Here is a 17,159-nt window from a genome sequence, read left to right on the forward strand (position 1 = left end):
AGTACCGAGTAATCGGTAGCAGAAAAAGGAAGGAGGGTGTCATGGAGAAGCATAAAGTGATCTGCCCGTATTGCGGCGCCGGTTGCCAGTTTAACCTCCTGGTCCAAAACGGCCAGGTCGTGGGCACCGAACCGCTCAACGGCATCACCAACCAGAGCGAGCTGTGCCTTAAGGGCATGAGCGGCTATGACTTCATCAACGACACCAAGATCTTGACTCCTCGCGTACTGCACCCGATGATCCGCCGCACCAAGGGCGCGGATCTTGAGCGCGTAAGCTGGGACGAGGCACTGGATTTCACCGCATCTAAGATGCAGGCCATAATTGACGAATATGGTCCTAACGCTGTCATGACCACCGGCTCTTCGCGAGGCGGCGGCAATGAGGCGAACTACGTCATGCAGAAGTTTACGCGTGCGTGCATCGGCACCCACAGCGTGGACAACTGCGCCCGTACTTGACACGGCCCTACTGTCCTCGGTCTGATGGACACGGTTGGTTCAGGTTGCATGTCATGCTCCATCCCCGGTATGGAGGATGCGGGCTGCATTTTCCTCTTCGGCTATAACCCTGCCGATTCGCACCCCATCGTCGCAAGGCGTATCGTGCGAGCCAAAGAAAAGGGTTGCAAGATCATCGTCGCCGATCCGCGCCATATCGAAACCGCGCGTATCGCCGATCTCTACCTTCCGATCAAGAACGGTTGCAACGTTGCGTTCCTCAACGCCTTTGCCAACTGCTTGGTCAACGATGGCCTCTACGACAAGGAATTCGTCGCCGAGCACACGAACGGCTTTGACGAGTGGTGGGAGACCATCAAGAACTACACTCCCGAATCCGTACAGGACATCACGGGTGTCGAGCCCGCGTTGATCCACCAAGCTGCCGAGATGTACGCCACGGCGAAGCCCTCTGCCATCATTGGCTGGGGTATGGGCGTATGCCAGCAGAAGCAGAACCTGAAGACGGTGCACACCATCGCCTCCATCGCCTGCGTTGCCGGCCAGATCGGCAAACCCAATTCCGGCCTCGCGCCCGTGCGCGGTCAGAATAACGTCCAGGGCTCCTGCGATATGGGCATGCTGCCCAACCTGTACCCTGGCTACCAGAAGGTCACCGACCCGGCAGTGCGTGCCAAGTTTGCCAAGGCATGGGGCGTGCCCGAGGAAAAGCTCCCGCTCGAGGAGGGCTACAAGCTCACCGACCTGGGCCACCTGGTCGACGAGGGCAAGGTGCACTGCTTCTACAACTACGGCGAGGACCCGGTGCAGACCGAGCCCGATTCGGCCGGTATGCGCAAGACGCTCTCCGAGCTGGATCTGTTCATTTGCCAGGACATCTTTATGACGCAGACGACCATGCTCGCCGACGTCATCCTGCCCGCTACCTCTTGGGGCGAGCACGAGGGTGTCTTTACCGCATCCGACCGTAGCTTCCAGCACTTTGACGCGGCCGTTCCGCCCAAGGGCGAGTGCCGTCACGACTGGGAGATCTTCGCGGACCTGTCCACGCGTATGGGTTACCCCATGCACTACGACAACACCGAGCAGATCTGGAACGAGTGCATTAGCCTGTGCCCCAACTTTGTGGGCGCGACCTACGAGAAGATGGCTCCCGAGGGCGGCTACGCCCAGTGGCCCGTCAAGAGCACCGATGTGAACGACCACGGTACGCCCGACATGTTCGCTGGTGGCAAGTTCACCACCAAGGACGGCCGCGCCAACCTGATGGCGCACGATTGGGAGGCGCCCTCCGAGCTTCCCGACGATGAGTACCCGCTCATCCTGTGCACCGTCCGCGAGGTCGGCCACTACAGCTGCCGCTCGATGACCGGCAACTGCAAGACGCTGGCGCTGCTTGCCGACGAGCCCGGCTTTGTCCGCATGAATCCCGCGGACGCCGAGGCACGCGGCATCAAGAATGGCGACATCGTCTCGATTCACAGCCGCCGCGGCCAGGTATACAGCCGTGCCGACGTGAGCGATCGCATCAACAAGGGCACGGTCTACATGACCTACCAGTGGTGGATCGGCAAATGCAACGAGCTGACCATCCACAAGGTCGACCCGGTCTCGCACACGCCCGAGGACAAGTTCTCCGCCTGCCAGGTCGACGCTATCGCCGACCAGGTCTGGGCCGAGGGCGAAGTCGAGCGTCAGTACACCGAGCTCAAGCAGGCTCTGGTGGACGCCGCCGCTCCCCAGGACGTTGAGCCCGGCGCCGCCAAGTTCGACGACGAGACGCACGTGAATCAAATCGTGTAGTCCCGTTCTCGTTGGCTATTTGGGCCGGGCGTCCCGTACGTTCGGGAACCCGGCCCGTTATTTTGAAAGGAAGTGGGGATGAACCGCTTCATCGACATCAACCCGGAGAGGTGCATCGGCTGCGGTACATGCCAGTCCGCCTGTGCCGACGCCCACCGGATGCAGGGTCTTCAGGACACGCCTCGTCTGGCGCTCGTGAAGACCGGCGGCATCTCGGCCGCCCTTGCCTGCCACCATTGCGAGGGTGCCCCCTGCGCCGAGGTCTGCCCGGTGAACGCCATCGAGCACGACGGCGACCGCATCCACGTCAAGGAGCAGGAGTGCATCGGGTGCAGGCTGTGCGCCATCGCGTGCCCCTTCGGTGCCATCCACCCCGATGGCACGTCCATCGCCGGCGTCGCAGGCATGTGCGACCCGACGCCTTCGTATCCTAAGTCCCTGAGCAGCCTGCTTACGTGGGCTCCTGGTCAGTACACGTGCGCCGTCAAGTGCGACCTGTGCGCCTTTGACCCGGACGGCCCGCATTGCGTGGCGGCCTGTCCCACCAAGGCGCTGACCGTCATGGGCGGCACGGCCGATCGCGAGCTCGACGAGGCCAAACGCCTGCGCTCTATCGAGAACAGCCCTGCCGTCGACGTCGCTGCTGTGGCCCAGGGCCTGTCCGAGAAAGCAGAAGGGAGCGTAAACAATGGATAGCATGACGCTGTTTGTCGCATCGCTTGCCGTCTCGTGCATCGGCGCGCTCGCCTCTGTTCTGCTGATCAAGTCCGATAACGCCGCCAAGACCGCTGGCTGCCTTTTTGGTGCCGCTGCAGCGGTGCTTTCGTTTGCCGCCGGTATCCAGGCCGTTCTCGGCGACGTTACCGTCATCGATACCGTGCTGTTTTTCCCGTTCGCTCGGTTCCAACTGCTGCTCAACCGCCTGTCGGGTGTCTTTGTCGCACTCATATCGGTATTGGCGTTTGCCGGGTCGATCTACGGCCTTAACTACTTTGACGAGTATCCGGGCAAGAAGGCCCGCGCGGGCTTCTTCTTTAACACCTTTGTCGCGTCCATGCTGCTGGTGCTCACGGCCGACAACGTGTTCTGGTTCCTGGTCGCCTTTGAGCTCATGTCGCTGACCTCGTACTTCCTGGTCGTGATCGAGGAGAACGAGAACTCCATCCATGGCGGTTGGCTCTACTTTGTGATTGCCCACGTGGGCTTCGTGCTCATCATGGCGAGCTTCCTGATCCTTGCCAACCATGCTGGCGGCTCGTTTGCCTTTGCCGACATCCGCTCCACGGCCTTCGATCCCACCATCGCCTCGGTCTGCTTTGTGCTTGCCTTCTTTGGCTTTGGTGCCAAGGCCGGTATTATCCCGCTGCATTCGTGGCTGCCCAAGGCGCACCCCGAGGCACCGTCCAACGTGTCCGCCCTTATGTCCGGCGGCATGATCAAGATCGGTATCTTCGGCATCCTCAAGGTGGGTCTCGACCTGCTGGGCGCCTCGGGCGTTCAGACGTGGTGGGGCATGCTCGTGCTCGTAATCGGCGCGGTCTCGTCGGTCCTCGGCGTTGCCTTCGCCCTGCAAGAGCACGATATCAAGCGCCTTTTGGCCTACCATTCCGTCGAGAACATCGGCATCATCCTACTGGGCGTGGGCGCGTCGATTTGCGCGCAGGCACTCGGCTACACCGGCATCGCCGTCCTGGCGCTGATGGCTGCGCTCTATCACACGTTCAACCACGCCATGTTTAAGGGCGAGCTGTTCTTGGGTGCCGGCGCGCTGCTCTATGCCACGGGCACGCGCAATATGGAGAAGATGGGCGGTCTGTTCCGCCGCATGCCGGCTACGGCTATCTGCTTCCTTATTGGCGCGCTTGCCATCTCGGCCATTCCGCCCTTTAACGGCTTTGTGTCCGAGTGGTTTACCTACCAGTCGCTCTTTAACGTGTCGACGCTTGCCGACAAGCCCGTCATGATCGTGGCCGTGTTCTCGGCCGTCGCGCTTGCCATCACGGGCGCGCTTGCGGTGACCTGCTTTGTCAAGGCGTACGGTGTCTCGTTTGTATCGGCCCCGCGCTCCGAGGCCGCTGCCAACGCCAAAGAGGTTCCGGCGCCCATGGTCTTTGCCCAGGGTCTGCTGGCTGCCATCTGTGTCGTACTCGGCATTGGCTCTCCGGTCATCGCGCCGGTGCTCGTCGACGTTGCATCTTCGGTGCTCAACCCTGCGGGTGGCATCTTTGCGTCTGAGGGCATGGAGCTTATGAACCAGTACTCCGGCGCTGCGACCTCCACGCCCGCAATCGCCATTGCGCTTGTGGTGCTTGTGGCAATCGCCTGCGCCTTCCGTAAGGCAAAGCAGGTTGGACCGGCGCAGAAGTCTCAGCCGTGGGCGTGCGGTTATGCCCCCGATGCCGAGATGCCCGTCGTCGCCACCACCTTTGCCTCCGACGTCGCCTGGTTTATGAAGCCGCTGTACGACCTGCGTGACCGCTGCACGGCCATCTGCTGGTCGATCGCGCGCTTCTTCCAAAAGCTCACCGGTGTTGCCGAGGCCGTGGAGCCCGTGCCCGACCGCGTGCTTGTGGACGCTCCGCATCGTGGCGTCGAGTGGCTCGCCCAGGTCTCGACTAAGCTCGAGAGCGGCGACTACAGCCTGTATATCGTCTATATCGTCGTGGCGCTGGTGGCCTTCTTGGCACTCGCCGTGTTTATGGGTTAAGGAGGGGAGCGTATGAACAACATCGTACTTGCCGTTCTGCAGGGCGTGGTCGTCATGGCCGTCGCGCCGTTCTTCTCCGGTCTCGGCCGCGTGATCCGCGCCAAGATGCACAACCGCCGCGGTCCGAGCATCTTGCAGGACTACCGCGATATCGCCAAGCTCCTGGCTCGCCCCGAGTCGGTGAGCGAGGACGCGAGCTTCGCCATCCGCATCATGCCCCCGCTGTTTTTTGCCGTCACCTTTATGCTCGCCATGGGCCTTCCTATCTTTACGGCCGAAAGCCCCATGCCGGTCTTCGGTGACGCTATCACCATCATGTACAGCTTGGCGCTCGCGCGCTTCTTCTTCTCGCTGGCTGGCGTCGATTCGTCCAACGCCTACGCCGGTATCGGCGGCATCCGCGAGCTGCTCATGAGTGTGCTTATCGAGCCTTCCATGCTGTTGGCGCTGTTCGCCACGGCGCTCGTGTGCGGCTCGACCGATATCGCCACCATGGGCCAGCGCATCCTGGCCGGAGATATCCAGGCGCCCGTCGCGGTCGTCCTTGCGGGCATCGCCTTTGCCGCCGCCTGCTATATGGAGCTGGGTAAGCTGCCGTTTGACCAGGCCGAAGCCGAGCAGGAGCTTCAGGAGGGCCCGCTTGCCGAGCTTTCCGGCCCGTCGCTCGCCATGGCCAAGCTCGCCATGTCCATGAAGCAGGTCGTGATCGTCTCATGGTTCTGCGCGATCTTCGTACCTTGGGGAGAGCCTCAGGCCATGGGTGTCGCAGCCATTCTGGGCGCGGTCATCTTCCTTGTTAAGTGCCTGATCGACTTTGTCGTGTGCGGTGTGATCGAGAACTCCTGCTCTCGTTCGCGCTTCAAGGTGCTCGGTAATCAGACTTGGGCCGTCGTGGGCGTCGCCGTTCTGGCGTTTGTCTTCGTCATCGTCGGCGTGTAGGAGAGGGGAGTAACAATGACACTTTCTACCAGTCTGTCCCTTCTCGGCCTGGTCGCCATCCTGGCGCCCATGGTTGGTTCGCTGGTCGTGGCCATCCTGCCGCGTCCGTATGCCAAGTGGACGTCGGCCGTCGCTGCGGCCATCGCCACCGTGTCGAGCGTGGCGCTTGCCGCCATGTATGCACAGGCGGGCTTTCCCGAGCTTTCGGTTCCGTTTGTATCGTTTGGCAAAGCGCTCGTGCTGGGCTTTGTGTTCGATCGCATGTCGACGCTGCTTGCGCCCGCCTTTGTGGGCATCGGCTTTCTTGTCGTGATCTATTCGATCCCGTACATGAGCCAGAGCAACCGCGAGCATCCCGACCTGCCGCGTCGCCGCTTCTATGCCTACCTCTCCACCTTTATTGGTGCCATGGCCGGCTTGGTGTATAGCTCCACGCTCGTGGGCCAGCTCGTGTTCTTTGAGATCACGGGTGCCTGCTCCTGGGGTCTTATTAGCTATTACATGACGCCGACGGCCAAGAAGGCCGGCATGAAGGCCCTCATCATCACGCATATCGGTGCGCTTGGCCTGTACCTGGGCGCTGCCGTGCTCTTCGCCAACACCGGCACGTTCGCTATCACGGCCATCTCGGGTCTCGATACGAGCGTTAAGGCCGCGGCGCTTTTGATGGTGCTCTTTGCCGCCTGGGCAAAGTCCGCGCAGGTCCCCATGTACATGTGGCTGCCTTCGGCCATGGAAGCGCCGACGCCTGTGTCGGCCTACCTCCACGGCGCCTCGATGGTGAAGGTTGGCGTGTGCGTGTTCGCGCGTGCGCTCGTCTCTGCCGGCGACGTGCCCCAGATCGTGGGCTGGGTCGCCGTTATCGACGCCATGATTACCATGCTCTTTGGCTTCCTCATGTATCTGCCGCAAAAGGACATGAAGCGCCTGCTGGCCTTCTCAACGATCGCCCAGCTCTCCTATGTGTTCTTTGGCCTGGGCCTTTCGGTCTTTGGTAGCCAGCTCGCCTTTGACGGCGCCGTCTGCCACATCTTTAACCACGCCTTTGCCAAGACTTTGTTCTTCCTCGTCGCCGGTTCGTTCTCCTTTACGCTTGGCACGCGTATGCTGCCTAAGCTTCGCGGCGTGCTCAAGAAGTACCCCGTCAGCGGCATTGGCTTTGCAATCGCCGCGCTCGCTATCGCCGGCGTGCCGCCCATGAACACGTTCTTCTCCAAGTTCCAGATCATCGCCGGCGGCTTTACCGTCGGTGCGGGCAACGCCGCGATCATGGTACTCGTGCTCATCATGGTGGCCGAGACGGTCGCCACCTTTGCGTGGTTCCTCAAGTGGATGGGTTACTGCCTGCCCGGCGAGCCGTCCGAGGAAGTCGCCGCCGGAGCGCCCCTCCCCAAGGCCATGGCCTTCGTGTTCGTCGTGCTCGTCATCATGGTCATCGTTAGCGGCCCTCTTTCGGCCAGCTGGATCGGTTAGGAGGTAGAACATGGGTTACCAACTTGTCAACTTGCTGGGCGGCCTTTTGATCGTTACCTCGACCATGGTCGTCATCAGCAAATCCATTAAGGTCGCCATCCGCTGGTATGCGGTGCAGTCGCTGATTCTGGTGGGCCTGCTTGCCACCCTCGGCAACGTCACCGGCGCCTCCGAGCTGCTCATGTGGGCCGTGTCGGCATTTGTGACTAAGGTCGTCCTGGTGCCGCTCATCCTCTCGTATGCCTATCGCAAGATGGGCGAGCCGAGCGATCTGGGGCTTTCGCACGGCACCAAGCCGGCGTGGACCATCTGCCTCATTGCCGTCGAGGTGGCCGTCTGCTTTGCCGTCGTGACGCAGATCAAGCTTCCCACCGCCGAGGTCGCCACGCCTGCCCTGGCCATCAGCTTTGCGCACTTCTTTGTGGGCCTGTCTTGCATCATCACGCAGCGCAACATCATGAAGCAGATCTTTGGATACTGCCTTATGGAAAACGGAAGCCACGTGACGCTCGCCCTGCTGGCGCCCACGGCTCCCGAGATCGTCGAGACCGGTATCGCAACCGATGCCATCTTCGCGGTCATCATCATGTCCGTCGTCGTGCTCAAGATTTGGCGTACCTACCAGTCGCTCGATTCGCACGACCTTTCCGATCTGAAGGGCTAGGCACATGGATACTTCCACAATGCTACTGGCACTCGTTGTGTGCCCCCTGGCCCTGTCCGCCATCATGGCCATCGTTCCCAAGACCGCGGCGCGTGGTGTCTTTGAGCTCTGCCATGCCGTCTCGGCGGTCGTCGTGCTTGCCGGCTCGCTCGCCATCGCATTGCCCGTCTTTACGGACGGCGGCGAGATCTGGGCACTCGACCCCTGGTTCCATGTCGACGCCCTGGGCGCGCTGTTCGTACTTATCATCGGTGTCATCGGCTTTTGCATCGCCGTGTACTCGGTTGGCCTGGTCCGTCAGCTCGTCGCCGAGGGCACCTATGGTCCCTCGCAGGTAAAGCAGTACTACGCGTTCTACAGCCTGTTCCTGTTCACGATGCTTTTGGCAGCGACGACCAACAACATCATCATTATGTGGGCGGCCATCGAGGCAACCACGTTGGCTTCGGCACTGCTCGTGGCTCTCAAGAACACGCGTCACGCCCTCGAGGCCACGTGGAAATACATCATGGTCTGCACCGCGGGCGTGGCCTTTGGTCTGTTTGGCACGCTGTTGATCTACGCCAACGCCGCCGATGTGATCTCGAACCCGCATATGGCCGCGTTCCTCTCGGGCATTCTTCCCGAGGCCGACAAGCTCGACCCGGCGATCGTGCGCCTGGCGTTCGCGTTTATCGTGATTGGCTTTGGCACCAAGGCCGAGGTCTTCCCGATGCACACCTGGATGCCCGATACGCTCTCCCAGGCACCGGGTTCCATTTCGGCGCTGCTGTCGGGCGTGGTGCTCAAGTGCTCCATGCTCATCATCATCCGCTTTGACATGCTCGCCTCCCATGCCATCGGCAACGACTTCCCGAGCCTGCTCTTGCTGGTGATCGGCGTGCTGTCGATTGTGTTCTCGAGCTTTGCTCTCTTTGCGCAGACCGATATCAAGCGCAAGCTTGCGTACTCTTCGTGCGAGAACGCTGGCGTCATCATGCTCTGCTTGGGTATTGGTGGTCCGCTTGGTATCGCCGCGGCTCTGTTGCACAGCATGTTCCACGGCCTTGCCAAGTCCCTGTGCTTCTGCCTGACTGAGAACGTCGAGCATGCCTTTGGCACGCGTGACCTTACCCAGATTCGCGGTATCGTCGAGCGTGCGCCCATTACGGCCGCCCTTATGGTTATCGGCTTTTTGGCGCTGGCTGGTTTTCCGCCCTTTGCCATGTTCATCTCGGAGTTCGGCACCTTTGTGGCGGCCTTTGCCGCCGGTAGCCCCTGGTGGCTTGTCGTGATCGTGGCGCTCGCCCTGACCGTTGCCATTAGCGGCCTGACGCGCGTCGTCATCTCGTCGGTCTTTGGTAAGACCCTGCATGAGCCCGTCGATACCGAGCGTCGCGAGTCGAGCGTCTGGATGCTCGTCCCCGAGGCCCTGCTTGCCGTGTGCCTGATCTGGTTTGGTCTTGCCACGCCTCTGCCCGTTGTGCGCGGTGTTGAGAACGCCGTCGCCATCGTGCTTGATCAGGATACCGATGCCCTGCATACGGCCCCGATGTTCCGCGAATTCTTTGGCTCCGAGACCGCTCAGAGCGAGGTGGAGTAACGAATGATTGAAACTGAGAACAAGGTGTATGCCCGTCGCTGCGAGAGCCATGTCGAGGCCCTGCGCCGCGCCGTTCCGGGCTGCATCGAGAAGGTCGAGTGGCAGTGCGAGGACCAGCTGACGATCACCGTCAAGCAGGACAAGCTGCCCGAGGCCGTCCACTACCTGTATTACGAGCGCTACGGCTGGATTCCCGTGATCGTCGGCAACGACGAGCGCAGTCTGTGCGGTCGCTACGCCGTGTACTACGTCATCTCCATGGAGGGGGAGGACCCCGGCTGGGTGACCGTGCGCACCGAGGTCGATCCCGCCAAGATGACGTTCCCGTCCGTGACGCCGTTCGTCCCCGCCTGCGTGTGGGGCGAGCGCGAGCTGCGCGACATGTTCGGCCTGATCCCCGAGGGCCTGCCCGATCGTCGCCGCCTGGTGCTTCCCGACGATTGGCCCAGCGGCCTGTACCCGCTGCGCAAGGACTCCATGGACTACCGCTTCCGTCCCGCTCCCGCGAGCGACATGGAAAACTACGAGTTCTTGGCCGATACCAAGGGCAAGGAGACGACACTCGTCCCCATGGGCCCGTTGCACATTACCTCCGACGAGCCCGGCCACTTCCGCCTGTTCGTCGAGGGCGAGACGATCGTCGACGCCGACTACCGTCTGTTCTACGTGCACCGCGGCATGGAGAAGGTTGCCGAGACACGCCTGAACTATGACGCCGTGACGTTCCTCGCCGACCGTATCTGCGGCATCTGCGGCTGCGCCCACTCGGTGGCCTACGCCGAGGCCGTCGAGCGCGCCCAGGGCATTCATGTCCCGCCGCGCGCCCAGTACATCCGCGCCATCATGCTCGAGGTCGAGCGCCTGCACTCGCATCTGCTCAATATTGGCCTGGCGTCGCACTACACGGGCTTCGACTCCGGCTTCCAGCAGTTCTTCCGCGTCCGCGAGAAGTCCATGGATCTGGCCGAGAAGCTCTCCGGTCACCGCAAGACCTACGGCCTCAACGTGATTGGCGGCGTGCGTCGCGACATTTTGGCCGAGCAGAAGCTCTCCACGCTCACGACCATCCACCAGCTGCGCTCCGAGGTTCAGGAGCTCGTCGACGTGCTGCTCTCCACGCCCAACTTTATCGAGCGTACGAGTGGCATCGGCATCTTGGACCGCAAGATTGCACGCGACTTCTCGCCGGTTGGCCCGCTCATGCGTGGCTCGGGCTATGCCCGCGACGTGCGCTTTGACCATCCCTTCGACGGCTACGCCGATCCGGATGTCCAAAAGATGCACGCCGCTACGGCCGACACCTGCGATGCCTTCGGCCGTACCGCCGTTCGCATCCAGGAGGTCTACGATTCGATCGACATGATCGAGACCATGCTCGAGAATTGCCCGTCGGGCCCCATCCTCACCACGGATTGGGAGTACACCCCGCACAAGTACGCCATCGGCGCCACCGAGGCTCCGCGCGGCGAGGACGTGCACTGGGCCATGCTCGGCAACAACCAGAAGTGCTACCGCTGGCGCGCCAAGGCCGCCACGTACAGCAACTGGCCGGTCCTGCGCTACATGTTCCGCGGCAACACCGTGGGTGACGCTGCGTTGATCGTCGGCTCGCTCGACCCGTGCTACTCCTGCACCGACCGCGTGACGGTGACCGATATCGCCGCCAAGCGCGACCACGTGCTCGACAAGGAGCAGTTCGAGAACGTCTGGCGCGACAAGTCGCCGCTTGCGGGCGAGGGCACCATGGCCGCTCCGCTCGATGAGGAGGCGCTCTAATATGCTGAAGCTTTGGAAGGTTAACGCCAAGGCCGGCGACGCGACGGTCAAGTACCCGTTTGCGCCGTTCCCCACCAACAAGGACATGCGCGGCAAGCCCGAGCACAATGCCGAGCTCTGCATCGCCTGCGGAGCCTGCGGCGTGGCGTGCCCGGCCGATGCCATTCGCATGGACACCGACCTTGCGGCCGACACCATCACCTGGTCGATCGACTACGGCCGCTGCATCTTTTGCGGCCGCTGCGAGGAAGCCTGCCCCATGGAGGCCATCAAGCTCACCGAGGAGTTTGAGCTGGCCGTCATGAGCAAGGACGACCTCACCAGCAAGAGCGTCTACACGCTCGAGCACTGCTCGCGCTGCGGCAAGCCGTTTGCCCCGCACAAGGAGATCGACTACGCCAAGCGCCTGCTGCAAAAGGCCGGCGGCATGGAGGCCGAGCAGGCCGCCCGCACCGTCGGTATGTGCCAGGAGTGCAAGCGCGAGCTCGACGCCCTGCGCGCCGCCTCGGCCGTAAAGACCGGCAACGCTGCCGGCATGGCCGCCAACGAGACGCTTACGTCCGGCGAGCCCCAGGGCCCCGGCATGGAGTATCTGGGCGGCCACGGCGTGAACCCGGAGTATATCGACCGCGAGCTCAACCCCGATGCGCCCGAGATTCCCGCCGGTCCCGCGCCGGTCGAGGGCATCATCATGGATTTTGATTCGAAGGAGGAGTAACCATGGCCGAACCCACGCTTTTGCCCGAGCGGCTTCAGTACCGCCCGACCAAGATCGAGCTCGACGAGAGCATCGAGAAGGCCAAGGCCGCCCTTCTTAAGAAGATCAAGCGCTCGGTATACGTCTACCGTGTTGACTGCGGCGGCTGCAACGGCTGCGAGATCGAGATCTTCGGTTCCATCACACCCGTCTTTGACGTGGAGCGTTTTGGTATCAAGGTCGTGCCCTCGCCCCGTCATGCCGACATCCTGCTGTACACCGGTGCCGTGACGCGTGCCATGCGCATGCCGGCCCTGCGTGCCTTTGAGGCCGCGCCCGATCCCAAGATCGTGGTGTCCTACGGCGCATGCGGCTGCACCGGCGGCATCTTCTACGACAACTACTGCGTGTGGGGCGGCACGGACAAGATCTTGCCGGTCGACGTGTACATCCCCGGCTGCCCGCCCAGCCCCGCGCAGACCATCTACGGTTTTGCCATGGCGCTTGGTCTGCTGGACCAAAAGCTCCATGCCGAGACCACGGTGGAGGCCGAAGGCGAGCAGGCCGATATTCTGCACCCCGGCGTGCCGTACAAGCTGCGCGTGGCTATCGAGCGCGAGGCTCGCGCCATGAGCGGCTACCGCTACGGCCGCGACCTGGCCAACGAGTTTATGGACACGCTCGAGGGCGCGCCCAAGGGCGACATCCGCGGTGCCATGGCGCTGCTGATCGACAAGCAGGATGATCCCCGCCGCGTCGAGGTCTACTCGGCGCTGCAGGATCTGGTGCTGGCCGGAGGTCGCTAGATGGAGCTTACGGACCGCTCTGGTTACTTTGCGGGCCCCGGTATGCTCGGCGGCTCCTTCGGTGACGCCTCGCGCGCGAGCGTAGAGGCCGCCGAGGGCGTCGCCGACCCCTGCTTGGCCCACGAGCCCGACCAGGTGGTCTTCTACGAGCTCACGCGCAAGTTTGTCGAGACCGAGGAAGACGTTCCCCAGGAGGCCTGCGACGTGCTGTACTACACGCTCGGCGTGGGCCACCACACCGGCGTGCTCGATTGCTTTGAGCCGCGCCTGTCGGTGCCGGTGGACGTGTTCTATTCGCTGGTCGACGCGCTGCCGGAGGGGGAAGCCCGGACAAAGTTTGAGGCCATCAGCTCCTTTGGCGAGTGCCAGCTCGACAAGGCCGCGGTGCCGTCCCTGCTCGAGGCATGCGACACGCTGCTCGACGAGCGCGGCTTTCGCGGCTCGGCCAAGGCCGGTATCTCGGTGTTCGACGACGACTTTGGCCTGCATGCCCAGCAGGTCGCGTTTCTGATGAAGTTCCGCGACCTGGTTGAGCGCGTGCGCGACGTATCGGGCGTGTATCTGACGGGGAGGCTGCAGTAATGGGCCGCGATGTCGATGGCCGCGTGAACGGTGCGCCCTTTGCGGGCATTGTGCTCACGGCGGGAAGCGTGCTGCGCGCCGACGATGCCGCCGGCCCCGTGCTCTCCAAAAAGATGGAGGACGCGCCTCTTGCCGGCTGGTACACCATCGATGGCGGCCAGACGCCCGAGGACGACATCATCGAGGTCAAGCGCGAGCGTCCGCCACGCCTCGTTTTGGTCGATGCCGCCGACATGGCCCTTCCCGTCGGATCCATCCGACTGCTCGATAAGACCGACGTCGCGCGCAAGTCGATGTTCACCACACATTCGCTTCCGCTCTCGATTCTGATCGAAGAGATCGAGCAATCATGCGATGATATCGTCTTCGTAGGGATTCAGCCGGGCGACACGGAGTTCTACAACCCCATGTCCCCGGAGGTCTTTGACGCCGTCGACGCCGTGTACGACGCCGTGGCCGCCAACGACTTTTCCCACTTTGTCCGCTTGGGGCAGGAGCTGTAGAAGCGCTTGTCCCTGCCCATTAGGAAAGAAGTGATTGACATGGCAGATACCAAGGTGGAGTATCCCGCTCCCGATTGCCTGGCACCCGCCGCGATCGAGGCAAAGACCGAGGCCGCCGGTGTGACCAAGGCCAACCTGCCGGTCGCAAAGGCTTTTATCTTGGCGATGTTCGCCGGTGCGTTCATCGCCTTCGGCGGCCTGTTCTTTACCGTGTTTTTGAGCGATAGCACGCTCGGCTGGGGCGCCCAGCGCTTTGTGGGCGGCTTGAGCTTTTGCCTGGGCCTGGTGCTGGTGCTGGTGTGCGGCGCCGAGCTGTTTACCGGCAATTCGCTTATGGTCTGCGCACTCAAGAGCAAAAAGATCACCCTGGTCCAGATGCTCAAGGCTTGGGTCGTCGTATGGGTCGGTAACTTTGTCGGTGCCCTGTTCATCGTCTTTTTGGTGTACATGGCCGGCATTTACAAGCTCAACGGCGAGGCGGTCGCTAATTCCATGGTGAGCGTCGCCGCCGGCAAGGTGACGATCGACTGGGTGACGATCTTCTTCCGCGGCATCCTGTGCAACATCTTTGTGTGCCTGGCCGTGTGGATCGGTACCGCCGGCAAGACCGTGGTCGATAAGGTTGTGGGCATTCTGCTGCCCATCGCCGCCTTTGTGGCCTGCGGTTTTGAGCACTGCGTCGCCAACATGTACTTTTTGCCCATGGGTGCCGTGATGCACGCGTGCGGCTATGGTGCCGACGTCGCCGGCGCCGATGCGCTCAACGCCGCGGGCATTGCGTTTAACCTGTCCGCCGCCACGCTGGGCAACATCGTGGGCGGCGCGGTTCTGGTCGCGCTCGGCTACTGGTTTATCTACGCCAAGAAGTCCGAGGCGTAATAAACCGGAATGACGTACGGGCCTCCCGAGGGGCGTCTGCCTTTTGGGAGGCTCTTCGTGTCTTGCTGCGGTGGATGCTGCGGGTTTTGCGTCGCGGCAGCTGGTGGCAGAGCTGTGGTGTGGTGGGGCCTGAACCCCTGAGCTGGAAGGAATAATCGAGATGGCATCGAGAGCTATGCATGACGGTCGCTCCGTGGTGACGACATGCGGGGGATGCTATGCCGATTGCGCCTTTGCGGCCCATGTTGAGGATGGGCGTGTGGTGGCCGAGTTGCCAGTGCCGGGACATCCGTGCGCGGCGCGTGCCCTGTGCGCCCGCGGACGGCATCGCCTGGCAATGCCGTTTGACGAGCGCGACCGCATCGTGCACCCCATGCGACGCCGCCGGGATGGCTCGGGGTTTGATGCGATTACTTGGGACGAGGCGTTCGCGCAGATTGCCGAGCGCCTTTTGGGGATTGTTGACGAGCGCGGGCCCCGTGCGCTGGGCATGACACTTGGTGTGCCCTCGTTCGACCGCTACTGGGCGTATCGTTTTATGCATGCGCTGGGTTCGCCCAACGTGTACGGTGCCGATGGCGCCTGCGAGGTGAGCCGACTTACCGGTTGGGAGCACAGCCTGGGCTATAGTCCCGCCTCCGACCTGGCGCATACCGACTGCATCATGTACCTGGGGCGTTCCATTGTCGATTCGTCGACGATGGGGGCCGTCGATGCGCTCAACGATGCGCGCCGGCGCGGGGCGAAGATCATCGTGGTTGACCCCCGGCGCAGCGGCTCGGCCGCGCTTGCCGATCGCTGGCTCCGCGTGCGCCCGGGCTGCGACTTGGCGCTGCTGTTGGGTATTGTCCACGTGTTGATTGCCGAGGACCTGTACGATCACGAGTTCGTGGACCGCTATACCACGGGTTTTGACGAGCTGGCGCAGGCGGCCAGTGCTTGGACGCCCGAGTGGGCCGAGTCGATGTGCGACGTGCCGGCCGCAGAGATTGTCGCCACGGCGCGCGATCTCGCTGCCGCAGCGCCTGCCACTGTGGTGGATGCGGGCTTTCATGGCGGCATCGGTATCGCGTATGCCAATAGCACCCAGACCGCGCGCGCAATTTGCTTGGTCGATGTGCTGCTGGGCTGCATCGGGCATGAGGGCGGTGCGCTCAATCCGCCCACGCCGCTTGTGTTGGGCGATCTCGATCCCGCACGCTTTGCGACGCCGCCGGTGCCGCGCAGGCCCAAGCTGGGGTCCGAGCGTTATCCACTGGTCGATCCGGTGCGCGGCCTGTGCACGACCATCGGTCAGTCGATTCTTGCCGGCGATTTGCGTGGGCTCATCGTCTATGCCAGTAACCCCGGTGCGGGCTATGGCAATGCACAGGCTTGGTTGGGTATTTTGCAGCAGCTCGACTTGCTCGTGACGATTGATATTCGCTGGTCCGAGACGGCGCGTGCTTCTGACTTCGTGCTGCCCGACGTGACGTATCTGGAGGCCGACCGCGGCGTGGGCACGGTCGTGGGCGTCAACGATTCGCGCGTGTTCTACCGCAACGCCGTGCTGCCCATTTTGCATGACGACACGAGACCGGGGCGGGAGATTTTTGCCGGGTTGGCTGCGGCCTGCGGCGTTGGCGAGTGCTTCGACTTTACGTTCGACGATCTGGCCGCTGCTCAGGTGGCTCCGTTTGGGATTGATCTTGCCGCACTCAAGGAGCGCGGTTGGGCCGATACGGGCGTGGCGCTGCCGTCGCGCACGGGTGAGCCGGTGATTCCGCTTGCCGGCGGCAAAATTGCGCTGGCAAGTGACGTATGGGAACGAGCCGGCCTGGGTCGTGTACCCAACTGGATCGCTCCCATGGTGGAGCCTGGCCCGGGGATGTTTCGCCTCATTAGCGGCAATCGACCCTTTGAGTCGCATACCTCGCGCAGGCTCGCGGCGGCCGGTGCCGCCGAGGCGGGGTCGGACTTGGACGCCGTGCAGATGAACGCGGATGTCGCCGCTCACATGGGTATCGCCGATGGCGAGGTCGTCGAGCTTGTGAGCGACATGGGCCGCGATCGCGTGCGCGTGGAGACGACGCCGTATCTGCATCCGGCGTGCATCTTCACCTCGGCCGCTCCCGGCGGACGCGCATTGGGTGCTGAGGGTGGTGGCCGGCAGGCCCTGGGTGTCGGGCCGCTCGACCACACGCCGCTGCGCTGGGACCCGTTGACGGGTGCAGCGCTCACCCAGGAAAACGCCGTTCGCGTGGAAAAGATTGTCGCGCGCGGGGATAATGACGAGTAATTGACTCAG

The 17,159-nt window shown here is 62.8% G+C and carries 14 protein-coding genes; all 14 read left to right on the forward strand.

Going from position 1 to position 17,159, the window contains the following annotated elements; genetic code table 11:
• Nucleotides 1–41: 41 nt before the first annotated feature.
• Nucleotides 42–2,264 carry a formate dehydrogenase subunit alpha gene (gene fdhF, locus ACTQV4_RS01990; RefSeq protein ID WP_195239652.1) on the forward strand — a complete coding sequence of 741 codons (2,223 nt, stop codon included), beginning with the start codon at nt 42–44 and terminating at the stop codon, nt 2,262–2,264.
• Nucleotides 2,265–2,342: 78 nt separating this feature from the next.
• Entirely contained in the window at nt 2,343–2,960 is a 618-nt protein-coding gene (locus tag ACTQV4_RS01995; protein ID WP_441569172.1) for a 4Fe-4S dicluster domain-containing protein, read from the forward strand.
• The gene (gene hyfB, locus ACTQV4_RS02000; protein ID WP_441569173.1) at nt 2,953–4,971 is read left to right on the forward strand and encodes a hydrogenase 4 subunit B; all 2,019 of its coding nucleotides are present in this window, start codon (nt 2,953–2,955) and stop codon (nt 4,969–4,971) included. The genes ACTQV4_RS01995 and hyfB overlap by 8 nt, the downstream gene beginning before the upstream one ends.
• A 12-nt stretch (nt 4,972–4,983) precedes the next feature.
• Complete coding sequence (locus ACTQV4_RS02005) at nt 4,984–5,910, forward strand: respiratory chain complex I subunit 1 family protein (protein WP_441569174.1); 927 nt, start codon at nt 4,984–4,986, stop codon at nt 5,908–5,910.
• A gap of 15 nt (nt 5,911–5,925) precedes the next feature.
• Nucleotides 5,926–7,383: a hydrogenase 4 subunit D gene (locus ACTQV4_RS02010; RefSeq protein ID WP_441569175.1), complete on the forward strand. Its 1,458-nt coding sequence runs from the start codon at nt 5,926–5,928 to the stop codon at nt 7,381–7,383.
• Between the two features lie 10 nt (nt 7,384–7,393).
• Nucleotides 7,394–8,047: a hydrogenase 4 membrane subunit gene (gene hyfE, locus ACTQV4_RS02015; RefSeq protein WP_441569176.1), complete on the forward strand. Its 654-nt coding sequence runs from the start codon at nt 7,394–7,396 to the stop codon at nt 8,045–8,047.
• Between the two features lie 4 nt (nt 8,048–8,051).
• The gene (locus tag ACTQV4_RS02020) at nt 8,052–9,629 is read left to right on the forward strand and encodes a hydrogenase 4 subunit F (protein WP_441569177.1); all 1,578 of its coding nucleotides are present in this window, start codon (nt 8,052–8,054) and stop codon (nt 9,627–9,629) included.
• Nucleotides 9,630–9,632: 3 nt separating this feature from the next.
• Nucleotides 9,633–11,405, forward strand: coding sequence for a hydrogenase large subunit (locus ACTQV4_RS02025; RefSeq protein ID WP_441569178.1), 1,773 nt, complete (start codon nt 9,633–9,635; stop codon nt 11,403–11,405).
• Nucleotide 11,406: 1 nt separating this feature from the next.
• Complete coding sequence (locus tag ACTQV4_RS02030; RefSeq protein ID WP_441569179.1) at nt 11,407–12,123, forward strand: formate hydrogenlyase complex iron-sulfur subunit; 717 nt, start codon at nt 11,407–11,409, stop codon at nt 12,121–12,123.
• A 2-nt stretch (nt 12,124–12,125) separates the two neighbouring features.
• Nucleotides 12,126–12,908 carry an NADH-quinone oxidoreductase subunit B family protein gene (locus ACTQV4_RS02035; protein ID WP_441569180.1) on the forward strand — a complete coding sequence of 261 codons (783 nt, stop codon included), beginning with the start codon at nt 12,126–12,128 and terminating at the stop codon, nt 12,906–12,908.
• Nucleotides 12,909–13,490 carry a formate hydrogenlyase maturation HycH family protein gene (locus ACTQV4_RS02040; protein WP_441569181.1) on the forward strand — a complete coding sequence of 194 codons (582 nt, stop codon included), beginning with the start codon at nt 12,909–12,911 and terminating at the stop codon, nt 13,488–13,490.
• Nucleotides 13,490–13,993, forward strand: coding sequence for a hydrogenase maturation peptidase HycI (gene hycI / locus ACTQV4_RS02045; RefSeq protein WP_441569182.1), 504 nt, complete (start codon nt 13,490–13,492; stop codon nt 13,991–13,993). The genes ACTQV4_RS02040 and hycI overlap by 1 nt, the downstream gene beginning before the upstream one ends.
• 39 nt (nt 13,994–14,032) lie before the next feature.
• Nucleotides 14,033–14,872 (forward strand): formate/nitrite transporter family protein, encoded by an 840-nt coding sequence (locus tag ACTQV4_RS02050; protein WP_441569183.1) that lies wholly within the window; start codon nt 14,033–14,035, stop codon nt 14,870–14,872.
• A 160-nt stretch (nt 14,873–15,032) separates the two neighbouring features.
• On the forward strand, nt 15,033–17,150 hold the full coding sequence (locus tag ACTQV4_RS02055; RefSeq protein ID WP_441569184.1) for a molybdopterin-containing oxidoreductase family protein: 2,118 nt from the start codon (nt 15,033–15,035) through the stop codon (nt 17,148–17,150).
• The last annotated feature ends 9 nt before the right edge of the window (nt 17,151–17,159 follow it).

The organism is Collinsella sp. LCP19S3_B11 (assembly GCF_052121915.1).
Taxonomy (GTDB): Bacteria; Actinomycetota; Coriobacteriia; order Coriobacteriales; family Coriobacteriaceae; genus Collinsella.

Bases quoted from the DNA above. Each gene is read 5' to 3' on its own strand.
- hyfB (WP_441569173.1), top strand. From the start codon at position 2,953: ATGGATAGCATGACGCTGTTTGTCGCATCGCTTGCCGTCTCGTGCATC.
- ACTQV4_RS02005 (WP_441569174.1), top strand. From the start codon at position 4,984: ATGAACAACATCGTACTTGCCGTTCTGCAGGGCGTGGTCGTCATGGCC.
- ACTQV4_RS02025 (WP_441569178.1), top strand. From the start codon at position 9,633: ATGATTGAAACTGAGAACAAGGTGTATGCCCGTCGCTGCGAGAGCCAT.
- ACTQV4_RS02040 (WP_441569181.1), top strand. From the start codon at position 12,909: ATGGAGCTTACGGACCGCTCTGGTTACTTTGCGGGCCCCGGTATGCTC.
- ACTQV4_RS01995 (WP_441569172.1), top strand. From the start codon at position 2,343: ATGAACCGCTTCATCGACATCAACCCGGAGAGGTGCATCGGCTGCGGT.
- ACTQV4_RS02035 (WP_441569180.1), top strand. From the start codon at position 12,126: ATGGCCGAACCCACGCTTTTGCCCGAGCGGCTTCAGTACCGCCCGACC.
- ACTQV4_RS02050 (WP_441569183.1), top strand. From the start codon at position 14,033: ATGGCAGATACCAAGGTGGAGTATCCCGCTCCCGATTGCCTGGCACCC.
- hyfE (WP_441569176.1), top strand. From the start codon at position 7,394: ATGGGTTACCAACTTGTCAACTTGCTGGGCGGCCTTTTGATCGTTACC.
- ACTQV4_RS02020 (WP_441569177.1), top strand. From the start codon at position 8,052: ATGGATACTTCCACAATGCTACTGGCACTCGTTGTGTGCCCCCTGGCC.
- ACTQV4_RS02010 (WP_441569175.1), top strand. From the start codon at position 5,926: ATGACACTTTCTACCAGTCTGTCCCTTCTCGGCCTGGTCGCCATCCTG.
- ACTQV4_RS02030 (WP_441569179.1), top strand. From the start codon at position 11,407: ATGCTGAAGCTTTGGAAGGTTAACGCCAAGGCCGGCGACGCGACGGTC.
- hycI (WP_441569182.1), top strand. From the start codon at position 13,490: ATGGGCCGCGATGTCGATGGCCGCGTGAACGGTGCGCCCTTTGCGGGC.
- ACTQV4_RS02055 (WP_441569184.1), top strand. From the start codon at position 15,033: ATGGCATCGAGAGCTATGCATGACGGTCGCTCCGTGGTGACGACATGC.